Origin of the sequence: Shewanella sp. KCT, from assembly GCF_007636505.1 — a bacterium.
GTDB lineage: Bacteria > Pseudomonadota > Gammaproteobacteria > Enterobacterales > Shewanellaceae > Shewanella > Shewanella halotolerans.
Map to the genome: position 1 here is coordinate 1 of NZ_LVDJ01000008.1, position 18802 is coordinate 18802.

Annotated in this window: 15 protein-coding genes and 1 rRNA gene; 7 read left to right on the forward strand and 9 right to left on the reverse strand. The window is 48.6% G+C overall.

Going from position 1 to position 18802, the window contains the following annotated elements; translation table 11 throughout:
* Positions 1 to 144 precede the first annotated feature (144 nt).
* A 5S ribosomal RNA gene (gene rrf, locus AYI87_RS12400) occupies positions 145 to 260 on the forward strand.
* A gap of 1108 nt (positions 261 to 1368) precedes the next feature.
* On the opposite strand, the gene mutT is transcribed toward rrf, so the two are convergent.
* The 9 genes from mutT to nadC all read right to left on the reverse strand — a co-directional run bounded on the left by mutT (position 1369) and on the right by nadC (position 9752).
* Positions 1369 to 1758, reverse strand: coding sequence for an 8-oxo-dGTP diphosphatase MutT (gene mutT / locus AYI87_RS12405; RefSeq protein ID WP_144202493.1), 390 nt, complete (start codon positions 1756 to 1758; stop codon positions 1369 to 1371).
* Positions 1759 to 1971, reverse strand: a complete 213-nt coding sequence (gene yacG, locus AYI87_RS12410) for a DNA gyrase inhibitor YacG (RefSeq protein WP_041407493.1) — start codon at positions 1969 to 1971, stop codon at positions 1759 to 1761.
* Positions 1972 to 2019: 48 nt separating this feature from the next.
* Positions 2020 to 2754, reverse strand: coding sequence for a cell division protein ZapD (gene zapD / locus AYI87_RS12415; protein WP_144202495.1), 735 nt, complete (start codon positions 2752 to 2754; stop codon positions 2020 to 2022).
* Positions 2755 to 2762: 8 nt separating this feature from the next.
* Complete coding sequence (gene coaE, locus AYI87_RS12420) at positions 2763 to 3368, reverse strand: dephospho-CoA kinase (protein WP_144202497.1); 606 nt, start codon at positions 3366 to 3368, stop codon at positions 2763 to 2765.
* Positions 3369 to 3388: 20 nt separating this feature from the next.
* Positions 3389 to 4300 (reverse strand): prepilin peptidase, encoded by a 912-nt coding sequence (locus AYI87_RS12425; RefSeq protein ID WP_144202499.1) that lies wholly within the window; start codon positions 4298 to 4300, stop codon positions 3389 to 3391.
* A 47-nt stretch (positions 4301 to 4347) separates the two neighbouring features.
* Positions 4348 to 5613, reverse strand: coding sequence for a type II secretion system F family protein (locus AYI87_RS12430; protein WP_144202501.1), 1266 nt, complete (start codon positions 5611 to 5613; stop codon positions 4348 to 4350).
* Positions 5614 to 5640: 27 nt separating this feature from the next.
* Positions 5641 to 7350: a type IV-A pilus assembly ATPase PilB gene (pilB, locus tag AYI87_RS12435; RefSeq protein ID WP_144202503.1), complete on the reverse strand. Its 1710-nt coding sequence runs from the start codon at positions 7348 to 7350 to the stop codon at positions 5641 to 5643.
* Positions 7351 to 7436: 86 nt separating this feature from the next.
* Positions 7437 to 7883: a prepilin-type N-terminal cleavage/methylation domain-containing protein gene (locus tag AYI87_RS21505; RefSeq protein WP_222116777.1), complete on the reverse strand. Its 447-nt coding sequence runs from the start codon at positions 7881 to 7883 to the stop codon at positions 7437 to 7439.
* A 987-nt stretch (positions 7884 to 8870) separates the two neighbouring features.
* Positions 8871 to 9752 (reverse strand): carboxylating nicotinate-nucleotide diphosphorylase, encoded by an 882-nt coding sequence (gene nadC / locus AYI87_RS12445; RefSeq protein ID WP_222116778.1) that lies wholly within the window; start codon positions 9750 to 9752, stop codon positions 8871 to 8873.
* 285 nt (positions 9753 to 10037) lie between these two features.
* On the opposite strand from nadC, the gene ampD reads away from it, so the two are divergent.
* The 6 genes from ampD to lpdA all read left to right on the forward strand — a co-directional run bounded on the left by ampD (position 10038) and on the right by lpdA (position 18769).
* A complete protein-coding gene (ampD, locus tag AYI87_RS12450) occupies positions 10038 to 10583 on the forward strand; it encodes a 1,6-anhydro-N-acetylmuramyl-L-alanine amidase AmpD (protein WP_144202505.1) in 546 nt (181 codons plus the stop codon).
* Positions 10584 to 10645: 62 nt separating this feature from the next.
* Positions 10646 to 11497, forward strand: coding sequence for a beta-lactamase regulator AmpE (ampE, locus tag AYI87_RS12455; RefSeq protein WP_011867229.1), 852 nt, complete (start codon positions 10646 to 10648; stop codon positions 11495 to 11497).
* Between the two features lie 238 nt (positions 11498 to 11735).
* The gene (pdhR, locus tag AYI87_RS12460) at positions 11736 to 12488 is read left to right on the forward strand and encodes a pyruvate dehydrogenase complex transcriptional repressor PdhR (protein ID WP_011867228.1); all 753 of its coding nucleotides are present in this window, start codon (positions 11736 to 11738) and stop codon (positions 12486 to 12488) included.
* 69 nt (positions 12489 to 12557) lie between these two features.
* Positions 12558 to 15224 carry a pyruvate dehydrogenase (acetyl-transferring), homodimeric type gene (gene aceE, locus AYI87_RS12465; RefSeq protein ID WP_144202507.1) on the forward strand — a complete coding sequence of 889 codons (2667 nt, stop codon included), beginning with the start codon at positions 12558 to 12560 and terminating at the stop codon, positions 15222 to 15224.
* 11 nt (positions 15225 to 15235) lie between these two features.
* Positions 15236 to 17188 carry a pyruvate dehydrogenase complex dihydrolipoyllysine-residue acetyltransferase gene (gene aceF / locus AYI87_RS12470; RefSeq protein WP_144202509.1) on the forward strand — a complete coding sequence of 651 codons (1953 nt, stop codon included), beginning with the start codon at positions 15236 to 15238 and terminating at the stop codon, positions 17186 to 17188.
* 153 nt (positions 17189 to 17341) lie between these two features.
* The gene (lpdA, locus tag AYI87_RS12475) at positions 17342 to 18769 is read left to right on the forward strand and encodes a dihydrolipoyl dehydrogenase (protein WP_041509825.1); all 1428 of its coding nucleotides are present in this window, start codon (positions 17342 to 17344) and stop codon (positions 18767 to 18769) included.
* The last annotated feature ends 33 nt before the right edge of the window (positions 18770 to 18802 follow it).

Here is an 18802-nt window from a genome sequence, read left to right on the forward strand (position 1 = left end):
AAATTTACTATTTTGGTTAATTACGCAGGTAATTGTTTGGCTGACAAAGCCGTAACGAAGCGAAGCGCGGAGTGTACTAGCGTACATGAGCACTGCAGCGAGGAAACAATGCCGTCAGACGAAGAATTAACCAGTAAGAATTTGTCTGGAAACCATAGCATTGTGGTCCCACCTGATCCCATCCCGAACTCAGAAGTGAAACGCAATCGCGCCGATGGTAGTGTGGGGTCTCCCCATGTGAGAGTAGGTCATTTCCAGGCGCCTAATTAAGTGAAGAAGCCACCTGAATAAGGTGGCTTTTTTGCGTTTGGGGTTTATGAAATTGTCGGCATACCTTCTCGAAACCACCTTAATTAAAGTCAGGTGGCTTATTCACTTATGTAGGCATGAATGCCTACTCCCGATGTCGTCCCACCGCTGAGCGGGGTCTCCGGCTACGAAGCATTGCTTCTCCGCGTTCAAGTGAGGCTAAATACTGAGTATTTAAAGCGCCTCACTTTCACCCCCATGTGTTCGCTGCGCGAACCGAGTAGGTCATTTCCAGTTGCTACCGTTCTTTTGCTTTTGACAAAGTAACTGGAATGTTGATTCCCTCTGTTCAGTTCTAATCGGATGTCTTACGTCCCCATGTGAGAGAGAAGGGAGTTAGTGTTGATGTCTGGCTCGAAGCTGGCCATGACAGGCACTTACTCCCGACGTCGGTCGATAAATGCTCCTTCTATATCGACACTTCCGCCATCCATGGCGGTCGCTCTCCGTTGAGCTTGGCCATAAACTGCATACTGCGTTTATGGCATTCGGCACATTCATGTGCCTTGTCCCCGGCTCGCAGCCTAGCGGCTTCGCGCTCCAGTCATCCATTAAGCTGCGCTTGACAAGCGGATGTCATACGCCCTTATATGAGAGCCTTAATTTCTTAATTAAACACGGTGTAGCTTCTAGCTTGAAGCCTATAGCTATTGCTTGATACGTGGTTGTTGTTGCTCACAAGTGAGAGACGACAGAATGATTAACTTGATGAAGTCGAAAGTATTTTGCATTCGTGAGGTTTACTCACGCGAATAAGGGCCTGAAGCTCTTAGCGAAAACGTTTGCAGTATAAGTATTAGAGTCTATGTGGGACTTTAAAATGTCTGCCTGACATTTAAGCCATTATTATTAGGCCTGTTTACTTAGAGTCGCGGCTACTTGTTTGGTGAGTGGTGGACATCTTTAATCAAAAATAGGTGTAATAAGTCGTTTACCTCATATCGATCGTACTTATTCGAGAATATCCATCTTCAGGAAGTGGTACGTTGAAAGCGATTGCGATTTGCTAGGAAGGAAGTGTAAAAGCCCGAACTGATTTTCGGGCTTTCGGATTCGTTGCTATAAAGAGAGGAGTTTTTCTATGATGAGCGTATTGGCTTCTGGAAAGTCAAAGTCTTTGAGCTCGTCGAGTCTAGCCCATTTAACTTCTTGGCCTTCAAGTCCCTGAGCTTCACCAGAAAAGGATTTTACTGTATGGATATCAAGATATACTTGCTTATCTGGATAATCGTGGGAAATTGCCATTAAGGGGCTTGTGGAGGTAACTTTTATTGCAACTTCCTCCCTTAACTCTCTTATCAGCGCTTCGGAGGTTGTCTCACCAGATTCGACCTTGCCACCAGGAAATTCCCACTTTCCACCTTGGTGTAGATGAGCTGGACGTTTGGCAAGTAAGATCTGCTCTTGTTCATCGAATACTATGCCTACCGCGACGTGCACACGTTTCATTTAGTGGTCCTTAAAAAAGTCTGCTTCTTCATAGCCTAGTGAATCTAGGGCTTCGGGATCAAACTCGGGCTTTACTGGGATGGCGTGCTTTTCTGATGCCCAGTCGCCAAGGTCGATCAGCTTACATCTTTCACTGCAGAAGGGTTTAAATTGCGACTCTTTGGACCAAAGCACCTCTTTCTGGCAGGTAGGGCATTTAACTGTGGTTGGCATAATCATTCCCATTGGCCGGTTTGTAACAGTCGGCTATGGTAAACCACTTTAGGTGCAGGTTGCCAACATAAAGTCTATCGATCTGTCTGAGTGTTTTTGTTGGTCAAATAAGACGAAATGTATGGCGTAGCGGTTACGGTTGCCACTGATGGTGGGATAGCATCCCTGAGCGGGATCTATCTTCACTCGGATAAGTGAGAGGGCTTGAGTGCTCGACCCTTGATAAAAGCCTGCTGTGGCCGTTGCAGGGTTATAAACGGTTGTTTTACGGGTGAGCTCAAGCAGTAGTTTGATTGGTGTTAACAGGCATTCGAAATGTTCTGTCCAGTTCTTGTACTCTTGCTGGCGTACTTCCCAGGGTTTGGCTAACCAGTAATGTAGCTGGGGGAGATCGAAGTTACAGCAGGCACCTGGCATGCCGAATCGCTGGCGTAACGCTGAGAGAAACCTGTCTTGTTTTAGTTTTTGTCCGGGTCGTTCGCAGCGGATTAGCTTAACTCTCGCCTCTTGCATCTGATCGATATAGCCTTCTACCTGCTGCTCATCGATGTGGGGGAGGTGCTGCCATTTTTTGAGGTTTATTAGCTGCTTATCGATGTCTTTTATAATTTCACTGCGATAGTCACAACGTTCGGTGAGTTCACAAAGAGAAAATAACGGATAGAAACAACGATGTTGATGATCTTGATCTAAATTACTTTGCACCTGATTAGCGAGGTACTCTAGCCTAAGGTAGCTTCGAGTCTTCTCGTTTAGCGGTTGTTCATAGATCAATTCATTCATGACGATTATCAAGTCTGAGCGGCTAATTTTATGTATTTATTATGTAATACAGCGACTTTTTCTTTTAATGCCGAGATATCACCTCGATTATCGATAACATCATCGGCTTTAGATAGTTTTTCGTCTCTGCTCGCCTGGCTAGCTATTATATTTTTTACTTGCTGCGCATCGACAGCATCCCTTTCAGTGGTCCGCTTTATTTGTAACTCTGGCGAAATATCAACCACTAAAGTGCAATTGACTAACCTATCTAAACCGTTCTCAAATAGCAAGGGGACAACTAAAATTGCGTAGGCTGAGGTCGCATTTTGCAATTGTGTTAACATTTCCGTCCGGATTAACGGGTGCAGAAGGTTATTCAACCACTCTCTTGCAGATGGGTCGTTAAAAATTTTCTCTCTTAAGGCGGCGCGATTGAGCTCGCCATCTTCGAGGAGGACGCTAGGGCCAAAATGGTGAGCAATTTCGGTTAGCCCTTTCGTCCCCTTGGCGACAACCTCTCTACTGACAACATCTGCGTCAACAAGATCAATACCCATATCACAAAACAAGTTGGCGACAGTCGTCTTGCCGCTTCCTATACCGCCGGTGAGGCCTACAACAAATTTTGACATGATGTTTTCTTAGCTAAAGGCTATAAGGTAGATAGGTACCAATTTACAATATTCTCACCCCAAATCATGGCTATCCAGCCTGCTAAGGCGATATAAGGGCCAAACGGTATGGGATTGCCAGAATTGATCTTCTTATTGACGATAAGTAGCAAGCCAACTAGTGCGCCAACAATGGAGGATAACAGGATGATGAGGGGCAGTAATTGCCAGCCAAACCAGGCACCGAACACGGCTAATAGCTTAAAGTCGCCATAACCCATACCTTCCTTGCCGGTTAATACTTTGAATCCCCAGAACACGCTCCAAAGGCTCATATAGCCCGCAGAAGCGCCAATGACCGCATCTGTAATCGAGGCAAAGGTGGCATTTAGATTTATAAGTAGGCCAATCCATAAGAGTGGCAAAGTGATCTGATCCGGCAGCAGCATCTCATCGAGATCTATTCCTGTTAAGGCTACCAGGCCAAAGGTCAGAATGGTGGCAAAGACAAATTGCCACGTTGGGCCAAAACGGTATGCCAGATAGGCAACAGCTAATCCAGTTAAGGCTTCCATGACAGGATATCTTGCTGAGATAGGTGTTTTACAATGAGCGCATTTTCCACCAAGCATTAACCAGCCTAATACTGGTAGATTATGCCAAGGCTTTATGCTTGTTTTACATTTTGGGCAGGCAGAGCCTGGTACAACAAGATTGTATTTTTCTGGATAGTCATCGATTGGCTGAGCTAATTTATCTTTAATTTCCGCAACGGTTGCGTTGTGATATTCATCGAGATATTGGTTACATTCTAGTTGCCACTCTCTTTTCATCATTACGGGAAGCCGATGAATCACTACATTTAAAAAACTGCCAATGATTGCAGCGAAGACAAAGGAAATTGCGGCAAACAGTAAAGGATACTGAGCCAATAATTGAGTAATTTCAGTCATTGAGAAAGCTTATTTTTTATTTTAAAAGTAAATGTATAAAAGTTGTCTTAGCCGACCACATTGCCCATCTGGAAGATAGGTAGATACATACCGACGATCAGGCCGCCTACTAAGGTACCGATCACAACCATCATGATAGGCTCGATAAGGCTAGAGAGCCCGTCAACCGCATCATCGACTTGCATTTCATAGATGTTGGCAACTTTATTGAGCATCTCGTCTAGTCCGCCAGATTCTTCACCGATCATCACCATCTGTATAAGCATATCGGGAAATAGGCCTGTGGTTCGCATGGCAACATTCATCTGCATACCTGACATAACTTCGGTTCTGACTTTAATGAGTGCGCTGCGGTAGACATAGTTTCCTGATGCTCCTGCTGCGGACTCTAGGCCATCAATAAGTGGTACACCTGCTGCAAAAGTTGTTGCAAGTGTTCGCGCAAAGCGTGCCATAGCTGCTTTATGTAGAATGTCCCCGATGACAGGGATTTTTAAAATCGCTTCATCTACTCTGTTTCGAAAGGTTTGCGATGTAAGGTGGGCACGTCTAAATGACCAAACACCTAAAATGATGGCGATAACAAATAAGTACCAAGAGGATTGTAGCCACCTTGAAATTCCCACTATCATCTGTGTAAATGCCGGTAACTCTGCCCCAAAGCCTGCAAAAATACTTTCAAATTGAGGGACAACAAAAAGAAGCAGTAACGTCGTAACAGCAATTGCTACGACCACTACGGCAGCAGGATAGAACATCGCCTTCTTGATTTTAGATTTTAGGGCTTCTGCTTTTTCTCTATAGGTGGCGATACGGTCGAATACTGCATCGAGGGAACCTGAGTGTTCGCCTGCTGCGACGAGATCGACATAGAGATCGTCGAAATATTGCTTGTGAGGTCTTAATGAATCTGAGAGTGGAATACCGGACTGCACATCAGCCACAATTGTTCCAAGTAACTCGCGCATTCTAGGCTTTTCGTGGCCGCGACCTAGCATTTCAAGTGTTGTGACAATAGGAACGCCCGCTGCCAGCATAGTCGCTATCTGGCGGGTGATCATGGCGATATCCATAGGTTTTATCTTAGGATCTCGCTTGAACAGGGATTCAGGCTTTCTCTTAACGACCTTGGGATTAACGCCTTGAGATTTCAGTTGAGCTTTGATTTCGGCTGAAGATGTGCCACGAAGTTCCCCTGAGGTTTTTTTTCCATCTCGGTTGGTGCCTTTCCATTCGAAAGTAAACACTTTAGGTTGAGATTTGGCTGCTTTTTGCTTTTTGGTCGTTGTTTTTGCGAGTGTTGCGCTAGCCATGGAAAATCCTCGAAGAGTATGTATTTATTAGAAGCTTGTGACGCGGTTAATTTCTGTAATGCTAGTTACTCCGGCAATGACCTTACGTAGCCCTGAATCACGCAGATCGCGCATGCCTTGTTCTTTTGCTTGATTGGCGATTTGCAATGAGTTGCCGCCTTCCATAATAGTACGGGCAATCTCATCTGACATCTTCATCACCTCATAAATACCGACACGCCCCTTATAACCGCCAGAGCAGAGATCGCAGCCAACAGGCTTATAGACGGTAAAGCCTTCATCTATTTGGCTTTGGGTAAAACCGAGCTTTAACAATTCATGTTCGGGCACGTCTTCCGGCTGACGGCATTCGGTGCAGAGTCGCCGTGCAAGACGTTGAGCAATAATCAGGTTAACTGAACTGGCTATATTATATCCAGGGACGCCCATATTGATGAGACGGGTTAGGGTTTCGGCAGCTGAGTTAGTGTGGAGTGTTGACAGTACCAAGTGACCGGTTTGTGCTGCTTTAATGGCAATTTCGGCAGTTTCCAAGTCACGTATCTCGCCCACCATGACAACATCAGGATCTTGACGCAGGAATGAGCGTAGGGCCGAGGCAAAAGTAAGGCCCGCCTTTAAGTTAATATGAACCTGGTTGACCCCTTCTAAGTTAATTTCGACTGGGTCTTCTGCGGTTGAGATATTGCGCTCTTCGGTATTGAGAATATTAAGGCCTGTATACAGGGAAACGGTTTTACCCGAACCAGTCGGGCCCGTGACTAAGATCATGCCTTGGGGCTTGGCCAGCATCTCCTCGTAGAGGGCGCGCTGATCATCCTCATACCCCAGTTTTTCGATGCCGAGCTGTGCCGATGAGGAGTCCAAGATACGCATTACGATCTTTTCGCCCCAGATTGTTGGCAAGGTACTGACACGAAAATCGATAGACTTGGTTCGAGACAGCTTCATCTTGATGCGGCCATCTTGGGGAACGCGGCGCTCGGCGATATCCAGCTTAGACATTACCTTGAGACGCGCGGAAATGCGGCCAGATAGATTAACAGGGGGTTCGGATACTTCATGTAAGATGCCGTCGATTCGAAAGCGTATGCGATAGCGTTTCTCATATGGCTCGAAGTGTAGGTCAGAAGCCCCCTTGCGTATGGCATCAGTTAGAATTTTGTTGATATAGATAACGATTGGGGCGTCATCGCTGGCATCGCCCTGTTGATCTTCCTGGCGTTTATCTGTTTCAGAAATTTCTATTCCAGATAATGATTCTTCGTCAATGCCGTCTAAGTCGAGCGCCGAGATATCTTCTTCTAGCACTTTTTCAAGGGCTAGTGTGAGTTTGTCATCTTCTACGAGAATGGCTTCGGCGTGCAGGCCGGCGCTGAACTGGAAATCTTCTAAGGCGGCGATATTTGTTGGATCTGAGGTGCCGATATAGAGACGGTTGCCGCGCTTAAACAGGGGCAAGCACTTATGTTTTTCGATCAGCTTTTTGTTGAGGAAGTCTTCGGGAATGCTACTGATATCGAACTCATTAAGATCGAGCAGAGGGGTGCCATATTCCTCATAACAAAGTTCAGCTATCTCTCTGGCGGATAATAGCTTTCCTGACACGATTGTTGAAACAAGAGAAAGTTTGGATTGTCGAGATTCTGTTATTACCGATGCGATCTGTTCTTCGCTTAGCAGTTGTTTGCGAAGAAATAGGGTTGAGAGGCCTAAATGTAACCCTGTTGTAGGCATATAAGATTTGTACCTTAAGCTTTTCAAAGCAAGAGGTTGACTGCGTGAATCAACCTCTTGTTTAGCATGGTGATAACTAACTCTAACTAGCTAGCAGTACAGTTTTTAATGGTGACCGATGCTGAACCTGTTCCGGTTAATGCACACGCCCACTCAAGTTCACCTACTGCCCCAGTGGTTGCTGCAGAAGGTGTTAAAGTTGCTGTCACTCCACCTACAGTGTTTGTTAGAGCGCCAGTTGTACCCGTTTTACAATAAGGTATAGCTGCTAATGCTGTTACACCAGTTGTAGCATTCGCAGCACGTGAATTGCAGTCTAATGTACCTTCTACTGAATATCTTTCAGCTACTTTTATTTTAGAACCACTCATTGATGCTACAGCATTTGTTGCGTTTGCTTTCGCTACATAATCTTTATAAGCAGGCAGTGCAATTGCGGCGAGAATACCGATGATTGCAACAACGATCATTAATTCAATCAGGGTGAAACCCTTAGCATTGCTCATGTTACGAGACATTTTGATACCTTTCATTTTTTCTCTCTCCGTTTGACAGAACTCTGACTCGATTCATCTCTTACTGACGTAGATACAATGATAGCCCATTTTCCAGCATCGACTTGATCTAGCACCGACCTTGTAGTTATAGACATGTTTCTTATGAAACACTACTAATTACTGCTACTTACCGGGTTATATTTACCACGGTTAAGGGCGATGTTTAATATAAGCCTAAAATAAGGGCTAAAGCTGTTCTACTCTGTGCGCTCCTGCGTCACTTAAGATGTCGTCCCTGATCAAATCGTTATTGCTATCAACTTGTCTTTATGAATTCCTGATTGAGGTCTGTCGCTAGTGAATGCCACTGATTATGTCAGTGGGCAGCCACCATGTTCCGACGCCAATCGAGGTTTTCACTCTAAGTTTGATTAATCTTCATTCGGCAAACTGCACCATTTGGCAATTTAGTTCATCAAAATCATTATGTTAAAATTAATGTTTCTCTTCTGACCCAGCACAGCTAATTTGCTGCTACTCATTCAGTGGCACTCTCGCATAACGCTTCCAGATAACATGTAAATGTTAAGGGAATGTTTCATTGAACTTGTCGCCAGCCTAGAAAATCCTCAATTAACGATAATTAATGCTTTCGACTAACTAAGTCGGTTTACCTTCATGGTAAGCTGGCCGAAAGGGCCATCTCGCCTAAAGCCAAAGTTAGTACAAAGTTAATAAAAAGGGAACCGTAAATCGCATCAAAGTACTAATTTAATGGTGAATTTGTCTAATAAAGTTTTTTTTTGTAAAAAAAGTTATAGCGTAATTATGACTTTGGCTGAAAAATTGGCGATCGAGACAATAGTGTCAATTTTATAGCGGTTAAAACACCGCATTTGACCCGCTCATTATACGTACAAGATTTGGTGAAACAGGGTTTGTTGCGCAAATGTTGCTCAGCTTGGTCGGGAGTAGAACCAAGCTGAGCATTCGGTTTGCCATCTACTTTCTTATTACGAAAAATTAGTCTTTGAGTCGTAGCGACAGATCCAGAGCCTTGACGTGTTTAGTGAGGGCGCCGACTGAAATGTAGTCGATTCCTGTCTTGGCATAGTCTGAGATGGTGTCTAGCGTCACGTTGCCCGATACCTCGAGTTTTACCCGCTGGTTTTCGTTATAGCTATTATTTAGCTCTACCGCCTCTATCATCATGGTGACGTCAAAATTGTCGAGCATGACGATATCGGCACCTGCATCGAGTGCCTGCTTGAGTTCATCAATGCTTTCGACTTCGACCTCCACTAGCTTGTCGCTGGCAAGCCTATGGGCGGCATTAATGGCAGAGGCAATTGAGCCACTGGCCATGATGTGATTTTCCTTGATAAGGAAGGCGTCGAACAAGCCTATTCGATGGTTCTTGCCACCGCCGCAGGTGACGGCATATTTTTGTGCCGTGCGTAGACCTGGAATGGTCTTGCGGGTATCTAATAGCTTGCAGTGGGTGCCCGCCAGTCTGTCGACATAGAGTTTGGTTAGGGTGGCAACGCCAGATAGTGTCTGGATGAAGTTCATCGCGGTGCGCTCACCGGTAAGAATAGCGCGGGCCGAACCTGACATTTCACATAACACTTGATTCGGTAAGACGAGATCGCCATCGTCCACATGCCAGTGCAGGGCAACTTCACCACCTAACTGGTTAAAGACTTGTTCTGCCCAGGCCTTACCACAAAAGACCCCTTCTTCGCGGGTGATCAAGGTGGCCTGCGCATACTTATCGCTTGGAATAAGTTGAGCCGTGATATCCAGGCTTAACTTTTCTTCGGCGGTAAGATTTGAATCGGCCTGAAAACCTAAATCTTCTTCGAGTGCGACTTTGACGGCTAATCTAATGTCATTTTCCAGCATCTTTCTTTCCTCATGGCGGCTCGCCGCACTCCCTGAGCGCATCATTTGTGGCTCGAATGGGTTATCTCTGTTGATTCAATGGCTGCGAGCACTTAGCTATATGCCGTTAATAGTAACAAATCCCTGATTGAAAAAGCAGGGATATTTAGTGCTACACGGTGAAGATAGACGCAATTTGTGCCGATTTGTAATCATTGGTCTCGTGTGACTGGCGGCTATCATCCGAATTGGGTTAAAGTGCTAACGGCTTGATATTGTTTGGAGGTAGATTGGTCTGTGGCTAACATGACATTGCACAAAGGTTGGATTCGAGAGTGTCGACAGTGTGTTTCGCCACATTTTAATGCCCGTCCAGATAATGAAGTGAGCCTGTTGGTGATCCACAATATCAGCCTGCCTGCTGGCCGGTTTGGCTTGCCCTATATCGACCAGCTTTTTCAAGGTTGTTTGGATATTCAAGCTGATGAGAGTTTTTGCGACCTACAAGGATTAGAAGTGTCGGCGCATTTTCTTGTACGGCGAGACGGCGAGTTGGTGCAGTATGTCAGCTGTGATGACCGCGCCTGGCATGCCGGCGTCTCCTCATTTGCAGGGCGTACCGGTTGTAACGACTTTGCCATAGGTATTGAGCTCGAAGGAACAGATAGCCTTGCCTATACCGACGAGCAGTATGAGCGGCTCTCGCAATTAACCTTGGTCTTGTTTGACGCATATCCTATGCTCAATAGAAATCTTATCGTCGGGCACAGCGACATTGCCCCAGGGCGTAAGACAGATCCGGGCGAGAGTTTCGACTGGCACAGATATCGCGCCAGCCTAGTGACTGGCTAAGCTACTCAATAGTTTCATTGACCAAAAGTAAAATAATCAGATGGAAGGGAGAGGGGAGTAAGATGGCACTGTTTTCCTTATTGTTGGCGATCATGATTGAGCGCCTCAAGCTATTACCCCAGGCATGGCAGCTAGAAACCCTATTAGCCTTGTATGCCAAGAGTTTCTTTGGTCGCAAGCAGCTAACCAATGATCTTATGATGGCGATTGCGTTGATTTTGCCAGCGATAGCCGTCCAAGTGCTGGCCTGGTTTGTGGCCGGCATGTTTTGGGGGCTATTGAGCCTCGGGCTCTGGGTCGGGGTGTCGATTCTCTGTTTCAGTCATCTCAAGCAGCGACAGGTGTTCAAGCAATATATACAGGCAGCCTGCCGCGGCGATGCCCAGGCCTGTTACCATTTTGCCGATGAGCTCGATCCCTATGTGTCACTTAATGCCGTTTCCGAGCAGGATCTTGGCGAGAAGGTCGGGCAAACGGTTGCCTGGCTTAACTATCGCTTCTATGGCGCCGTAGCCTTATACCTTATCTTCTTTGGACCGGCCGGTGCCGTGCTCTACTGTACCGTGCGTTATTTCTCTGACGATGCCAAGAGCCGAGGCGCGGATCTTCCCTTAGTGGATACCGCCTTGATGTTGTTGGACTGGCTGCCGAGCCGCCTGATCGCCCTGGGCTATGTGCTCAGCGGCCACTTTTCGCTTGCATTTAGCCGTTGGCGCCAGCAGGCATTGTGCTGGCGATGTCCGGCGCGAGATGTGATCTCCGAGGTTGCCCTGGCGGCAGAGACAGTTGAATTTAATTCACCTACACCTATTTGCGTCCAATCGACCATCTCTTTGCTACAGTTGAGTAAGCGAAACTTTATCTTACTCGTGATCGGTCTCTCTTTGCTGACGATCTTCGGGGTGGTAGTGTAGGGACTGGGCGAGACCGGCGGCAAACTAGTGCCTGACTCGCTTCGTTGCTTCTACTTAATACCAACCCTAGGTGCTTGGAGCAATGGTCAGACCCCTTAATCATAAATATAAGCTATTCTCACAAATCGTGAGTTTACATGAAGCAGATCACGAACTGGACATCTGAAATGTGATTTGATAAAGTGCGCTCAGTCAATTAAATTGGTAAGACCAATTTACAATAGGAGCTGAGGGCCATATGGCTTATAGCAAAATCAACCAGCCAAAAATTTCTGACGTGATCATGAATCAGCTGGAGCAGATGATCCTAGAGGGGAGTCTGCAACCGGGTCAGAAGTTACCACCAGAGCGTGAATTGGCACTGCAATTCGAAGTCTCTCGACCATCTCTTCGTGAAGCAATTCAAAAGTTAGAAGCAAAAGGCCTGCTGCTGCGTCGTCAAGGCGGTGGAACCTATGTCAAAGAGCAACTTTGGCAGAGTCTTGCCGATCCTATTGTGGAACTGATGCACAGCGATTCCGAGAGTCAGTATGATCTTCTCGAGTTTCGTCACGCCACTGAAGGCATGATGGCCTATTTTGCGGCGCTTCGGGGTACCGATGCGGACATGCAAAACATCAAAGAAAAAATCCAAGCGGTAGAAGCTGCGTCTGACATCGAGGCGAAGGCAGAGGCGATCGTGTGTTTTTATCGCGCCATTGCCGAGGCCTCACACAACGTGGCTATGTTGCACTTGGTACTGAGTTTATCTCCCGTGCTGCATAAGAATGTGGCGCAAAACCTAGAGTTGCTAAAGCGCAGAGCTGATGCCTCTAAAATGGCGAACGAGCATAGGCAAGATCTTCTTGCCGCCATCGTGCGCCGTGATCCCGAAGCCGCAAGAGAAGCCTCAAACGAGCATCTAAGCTACATTGAGGAAGTGATGTTGTCTGTGAGGGAAGAAGATAGCCGGTTGCAGCGTAGTCTGCGCCGTTTGAAGAGTGGCGCGTAGGCTTAGGTCTAGCTGCCACTTTTTATTATTCAATTCATACAATTAATGTATATAGGGAAGGACTGCGAAATGTCTGAACATATGCTGCAAGATTTAGATCCGTTAGAGACTCAAGAGTGGGTCGATTCATTACAAGCCGTATTAGAGCAAGAAGGTCCGGAACGTGCTCATTTTCTTCTTGAGAAGCTAATCGACAAGGCTCGTCGTAACGGTACACATCTGCCTTATAAGGCGACCACCGCCTACCTCAACACGATTCCTGCCGGTCAGGAACCTCATATGCCAGGTAACCAAGAGATGGAGCGTCGCATTCGCGCCATCATTCGTTGGAACGCCCTGGCCATGGTACTGCGTGGTTCGAAGAAAGATCTTGAGCTGGGTGGTCACATTTCCAGTTTCGCCTCTAGTGCAACCATTTACGATGTTTGCTTCAACCACTTCTTCCGTGCACCAAACGAGAAGGATGGTGGTGACCTGGTTTACTTCCAGGGCCATATCGCACCAGGCATCTATGCGCGCTCTTTCCTCGAAGGTCGCCTGACCGAAGATCAACTGGCTAACTTCCGTCAGGAAGTGGACGGCAAGGGTCTATCATCTTACCCACACCCTAAGTTGATGCCTGACTACTGGCAGTTCCCAACAGTTTCTATGGGTCTGGGTCCTATCCAGGCGATTTATCAGGCGCGTTTCCTGAAGTATCTGACCGATCGTGGTCTGAAAGATTGTTCTGAGCAAACCGTATACTGCTTCCTGGGTGACGGCGAGTGTGACGAGCCAGAAACGCTAGGTGCTATCGGTCTGGCCGCTCGTGAAGAGCTGGACAACCTGGTCTTTATCGTTAACTGTAACCTGCAGCGTCTTGATGGCCCTGTACGTGGTAACGGCAAGATCATTCAAGAGCTTGAAGGCGAATTCCGCGGCGCTGGCTGGGAAGTGGCTAAGGTCATTTGGGGTCGCTATTGGGATCCGCTATTGGCGCGCGACACCAGCGGTAAGCTGCTGCAGTTGATGGAAGAAACCGTCGATGGCGAATACCAAAACTGTAAGGCCAAAGGTGGCGCTTATACCCGTGAGCACTTCTTTGGTAAGTACCCTGAAACCGCCGAGATGGTTGCTAACATGTCTGATGATGACATCTGGCGCCTCAACCGTGGTGGTCACGATCCAGTGAAGATCTATGCCGCGCTGCAACACGCTAAGAACACCAAGGGCCGTCCAACCGTTATCCTGGCTAAGACAGTTAAAGGTTATGGTCTTGGTGATGCAGGTGAAGGTAAGAACATCGCGCACAACGTTAAGAAGATGGATATCAGCGCCGTTCGTTACTTCCGTGACCGCTTCAATATCCCGATCCCTGACGACAAGCTAGAAGAGATCCCTTTCTATCACCCAGGTCCAGATTCGGAAGAGGTGAAGTACCTTCAGGAACGCCGCGCCGCGCTGCACGGTTCTATGCCGGCTCGCCGTCAGAAGTTCTCTGAAGACCTAGAAGTACCATCACTGAAGATCTTCGATTCTATCCTCAAGGGGTCTAACGGTCGTGAGATCTCAAGCACCATGGCGTTCGTCCGTATTCTGACTGCGCTGCTGAAAGATAAGAAGATAGGTAAGAATATTGTTCCTATCATCCCGGATGAGGCGCGTACCTTCGGTATGGAAGGTCTGTTCCGCCAGGTGGGTATCTATGCTCACGAAGGACAAAAGTACGTACCACAAGACTCGGATCAGGTGGCTTACTACCGCGAAGATAAGTCAGGCCAGGTACTTCAAGAGGGTATCAACGAGCTAGGCGCCATGTCTTCTTGGGTGTCTGCGGCGACCAGCTACTCGGTTAACGATATGCCAATGATCCCATTCTACATCTACTACTCTATGTTTGGTTTCCAACGTATTGGCGACATGGCATGGGCGGCAGGTGATATGCGTGCTCGTGGCTTCATGGTTGGTGGTACGTCAGGTCGTACTACCCTGAACGGCGAAGGTCTGCAGCATCAGGACGGTCACAGCCACGTATTGGCTAACACTATCCCTAACTGTATCTCTTACGACCCAACTTATGGTTATGAGATCGCGGTTATCGTTCAAGACGGTATCCGTCGCATGTACGGCGAAAACCAGGAAGATATCTTCTACTACCTGACCACGATGAACGAAAACTATGTTCAGCCTGAGATGCCAGAGGGCGCCGAGGAAGGTATCGTCAAGGGTATCTACAAGCTGGAATCGGTGTCTGGTAGCGGTAAGGGTAAGGTACAGCTCATGGGCTGTGGCACCATCCTTGAACAAGTTCGCAAGGCGGCGCAGGCGCTGGCGAAAGACTTCGGCATCTCGTCAGACGTATTCAGCGTGACCAGCTTCAACGAGCTGACTCGTGACGGTCAGGCGGCAGAGCGTTACAACATGCTGCACCCAACCGAGACGCCGAAGCAGGCTTATATCAGCAAGGTGCTATCTAGCGATTCACCAGCCGTTGTTGCCACCGACTATATGAAGATATATGGCGAGCAGCTACGCGCCTATGTTCCTACCGACTATAAGGTGCTGGGTACCGACGGTTTCGGCCGCAGTGACAGCCGCGAGAACCTGCGTCACCACTTCGAAGTGGATGCCAAGTTCATCGTGATCGCCGCACTGAAGTCGCTGGTTGACCGCAACGAGTTGCCAGTTGAAGTACTCTCGCAAGCAATTGCCGAGTACGGCATCGATGTTGACAAGATCAACCCACAGTTCGCGTAAGGGGATAGAGCATGGCTGAATTAAAAGAAGTTTTAGTCCCCGATATCGGTGGGGATGAAGTACAGGTTATCGAGATCTGTGCTGCGGTAGGCGATACCCTCGCCGCCGAAGAATCGATCATTACCGTAGAAAGTGACAAGGCGACCATGGATATTCCTGCGCCTTTCGCCGGTAAACTTGCCGAGATTAAGGTCGCCGTGGGCGATACCGTCTCAGAAGGTACACTTATCGCCATGATGGAAGCGGGTGAGGCGCAGGCCGCCGAGCCTGTACCAGCGGCCGCCGAAGTGACTCCAGCAGCACCGGCTACGCCTGCTCCGGCAGCGCCTGTTGCTGCGGCGCCAGTCTCTGCACAAGTGATTGAAGTGACAGTGCCGGATATTGGCGATGCCTCAGATGTCGACGTGATTGAAGTGCTGGTGGCCGTGGGCGACAGCATAGATGTCGACACAGGGCTTATTACCCTGGAAACCGACAAGGCGACCATGGAAGTACCAGCGCCGGCTGCAGGTGTCGTGAAAGAGATGAAAGTGGCCGTTGGCGACAAGGTCTCTCAAGGCACTCTGGTCCTGATGCTTGAGGTGAGCGGTGGCGAAGCTGCGGCTCCTGCTGTGAGCGCGGCTCCAGCACCAAGCGCAGAGGCTGCGCCAGCGGCCGATGCCAGCATCGAAGTGAAAGAGATAGCCGTACCCGATATCGGCGACGCGTCTGACGTCGATGTTATCGAGGTATTGGTCGCTGCCGGTGATGTGATTGAGGTCGACCAAGGCCTGATCACTCTGGAAACCGACAAGGCCACCATGGAAGTACCTGCACCGTTCGCCGGTAAGCTGGTGTCTGTGACCGTTAAGGTGGGTGACAAGGTTTCTCAGGGTAGCGTCATCGCGACTATTGAGACACAGTCAAGTGCCCCTGCGGCGGTTCCTGCTCCGGCAGCTGCAGCTGCGCCAGCGCCACAAGCAAGCGCACCAGCGCCGGCGGCGAGCAAGCCGCCTGTGCCGCATCACCCGAGTGCCGGTAGCAAGCCGGTAACAGGTGCCGTACACGCCTCGCCAGCGGTTCGCCGTCTGGCACGTGAGTTTGGTGCAGACCTGACTCAGGTAACTGGTACTGGTCCTAAGGGACGTATTCTGAAGGAAGACGTTCAGGCCTTTATCAAGTATGAGCTGTCTCGTCCTAAAGCCTCTGCGGCCACTAGTGTGGGCGCCGGTGAGGGCGGTCTGCAGGTGATTGCAGCACCTAAGGTTGATTTCGCTAAGTTTGGTGAAGTGGAAGAAGTGCCGCTGAGCCGTATCCAGAAGATCTCTGGACCTAACCTGCACCGTAACTGGGTCACCATTCCACACGTGACTCAGTTCGACGAAGCCGACATCACAGAGATGGAAGCCTTCCGTAAGCAGCAAAACGAGATTGCCGCTAAGCAGAAGACTGGTGTTAAGATCACGCCGCTGGTCTTCATGATGAAGGCGGTCGCCAAGACACTGCAGCAGTTCCCGGTGTTTAACGCCAGCCTGAGTGCCGACGGTGAGTCGCTGATCAAGAAGAAGTACTACCACATAGGTGTGGCGGTCGATACGCCAAATGGCTTGGTTGTGCCTGTGGTTCGTGATGTCGACAAGAAAGGTATCATAGAACTGTCGGCCGAGCTGATGGAGATCTCGGTTAAGGCCCGTGACGGCAAGCTTAAGGCAGCCGACATGCAGGGTAGCTGTTTCACCATCTCTAGCCTGGGTGGCATCGGCGGTACGGCATTTACGCCTATCGTTAACTATCCTGACGTGGCGATCTTAGGGGTTTCTAAGTCTGAAATTAAACCTAAGTGGAATGGTAAAGAGTTCGAGCCTAAGTTAATGTTGCCGCTCTCTTTATCTTACGACCACCGTGTGATCGACGGCGCCATGGCGGCACGCTTCAGCGTGACCCTGTCAAGTATGCTGTCCGACATACGCACACTTATTTTGTAATGATGAAGGCTACTCACCATGAGTAGCCTTTTGTTTAACTCCTTGAAAGGTTAAAATGCGGCCACCTTACAAGAACTAACGTTCAAAAAGCTGGCGTCATAATGGGTTGGGCCGGAATTCCTCCCAACACAATGAGAAAGAATAGAGGAAAACATGAGTAACGAAATCAAAACTCAGGTAGTGGTTTTAGGTGCAGGCCCTGCAGGTTATTCAGCAGCATTCCGTGCTGCCGACTTAGGCCTGGAGACTGTTATCGTAGAACGTTTCAGCACCCTAGGTGGTGTGTGTCTGAACGTGGGTTGTATCCCATCTAAGGCACTGCTGCACGTTTCAAAAGTGATCGAGGAAGCTAAGGCCATCTCAAACCACGGTGTGGTATTTGGCGAGCCACAGATCGATCTCGATAAGCTACGTGAGTTTAAGCAGAGTGTTATCAGCCAGCTGACTGGCGGTCTTGGCGGCATGTCTAAGATGCGTAAAGTCAACGTGGTTAACGGCCTGGGTAAGTTCACCGGTCCTAACACCATCGAAGTTGCCGGTGAAGATGGCGTGAAAGTGGTTCACTTCGAACAAGCGATCATCGCTGCGGGTTCTCGTCCAATTCAACTGCCTTTCATTCCTCATGAAGATCCACGCATCTGGGATTCGACCGATGCGCTTGAGCTGAAAGAAGTTCCTGGCAAGCTGCTGGTAATGGGCGGCGGTATTATCGGTCTTGAGATGGGTACAGTTTACTCATCACTGGGTAGTGAAATCGACGTGGTTGAGATGTTCGACCAGGTGATCCCTGCTGCCGATAAAGATATCGTTCGCGTCTACACCAAGAAGATTAAGAACAAGTTCAACCTGATCCTTGAGACCAAGGTGACTGCCGTTGAAGCGAAAGAAGACGGTATCTATGTCTCTATGGAAGGCAAGAAGGCACCGACCGAGCCAGTTCGCTACGACGCAGTATTGGTAGCTATCGGCCGTACACCTAATGGCAAGCTGATCGACGCCGACAAGGCTGGCGTGAACATCGATGAGCGTGGCTTCATCAATGTCGACAAGCAGATGCGCACCAACGTGCCACACATCTATGCTATCGGTGACATCGTGGGTCAGCCAATGCTGGCACACAAAGGTGTGCATGAAGGCCACGTCGCTGCCGAGGTGATTGCTGGCATGAAGCACTACTTCGATCCTAAGGTGATTCCATCAATTGCCTACACAGATCCTGAAGTGGCTTGGGTTGGTCTGACCGAGAAAGAAGCTAAAGAGCAAGGCATCGCCTACGAGACAGCAAGCTTCCCATGGGCGGCGAGTGGTCGTGCAATCGCCTCTGATTGCTCAGACGGTATGACTAAGCTGATCTTCGATAAGGAAACTCATCGCGTGATCGGTGGTGCTATCGTGGGTGTTAACGGTGGCGAACTGCTGGGCGAGATCGGTCTGGCTATCGAGATGGGTTGTGATGCCGAAGATCTGGCATTGACTATCCACGCTCACCCAACACTGCATGAGTCTGTCGGTCTGGCGGCCGAGATCTACGAAGGTTCAATTACCGATTTGCCTAACCCTAAGGCAAAGAAGAAAAAGTAATTGCTTCTGAAATCGGAAAAAGCGCTCACTGAG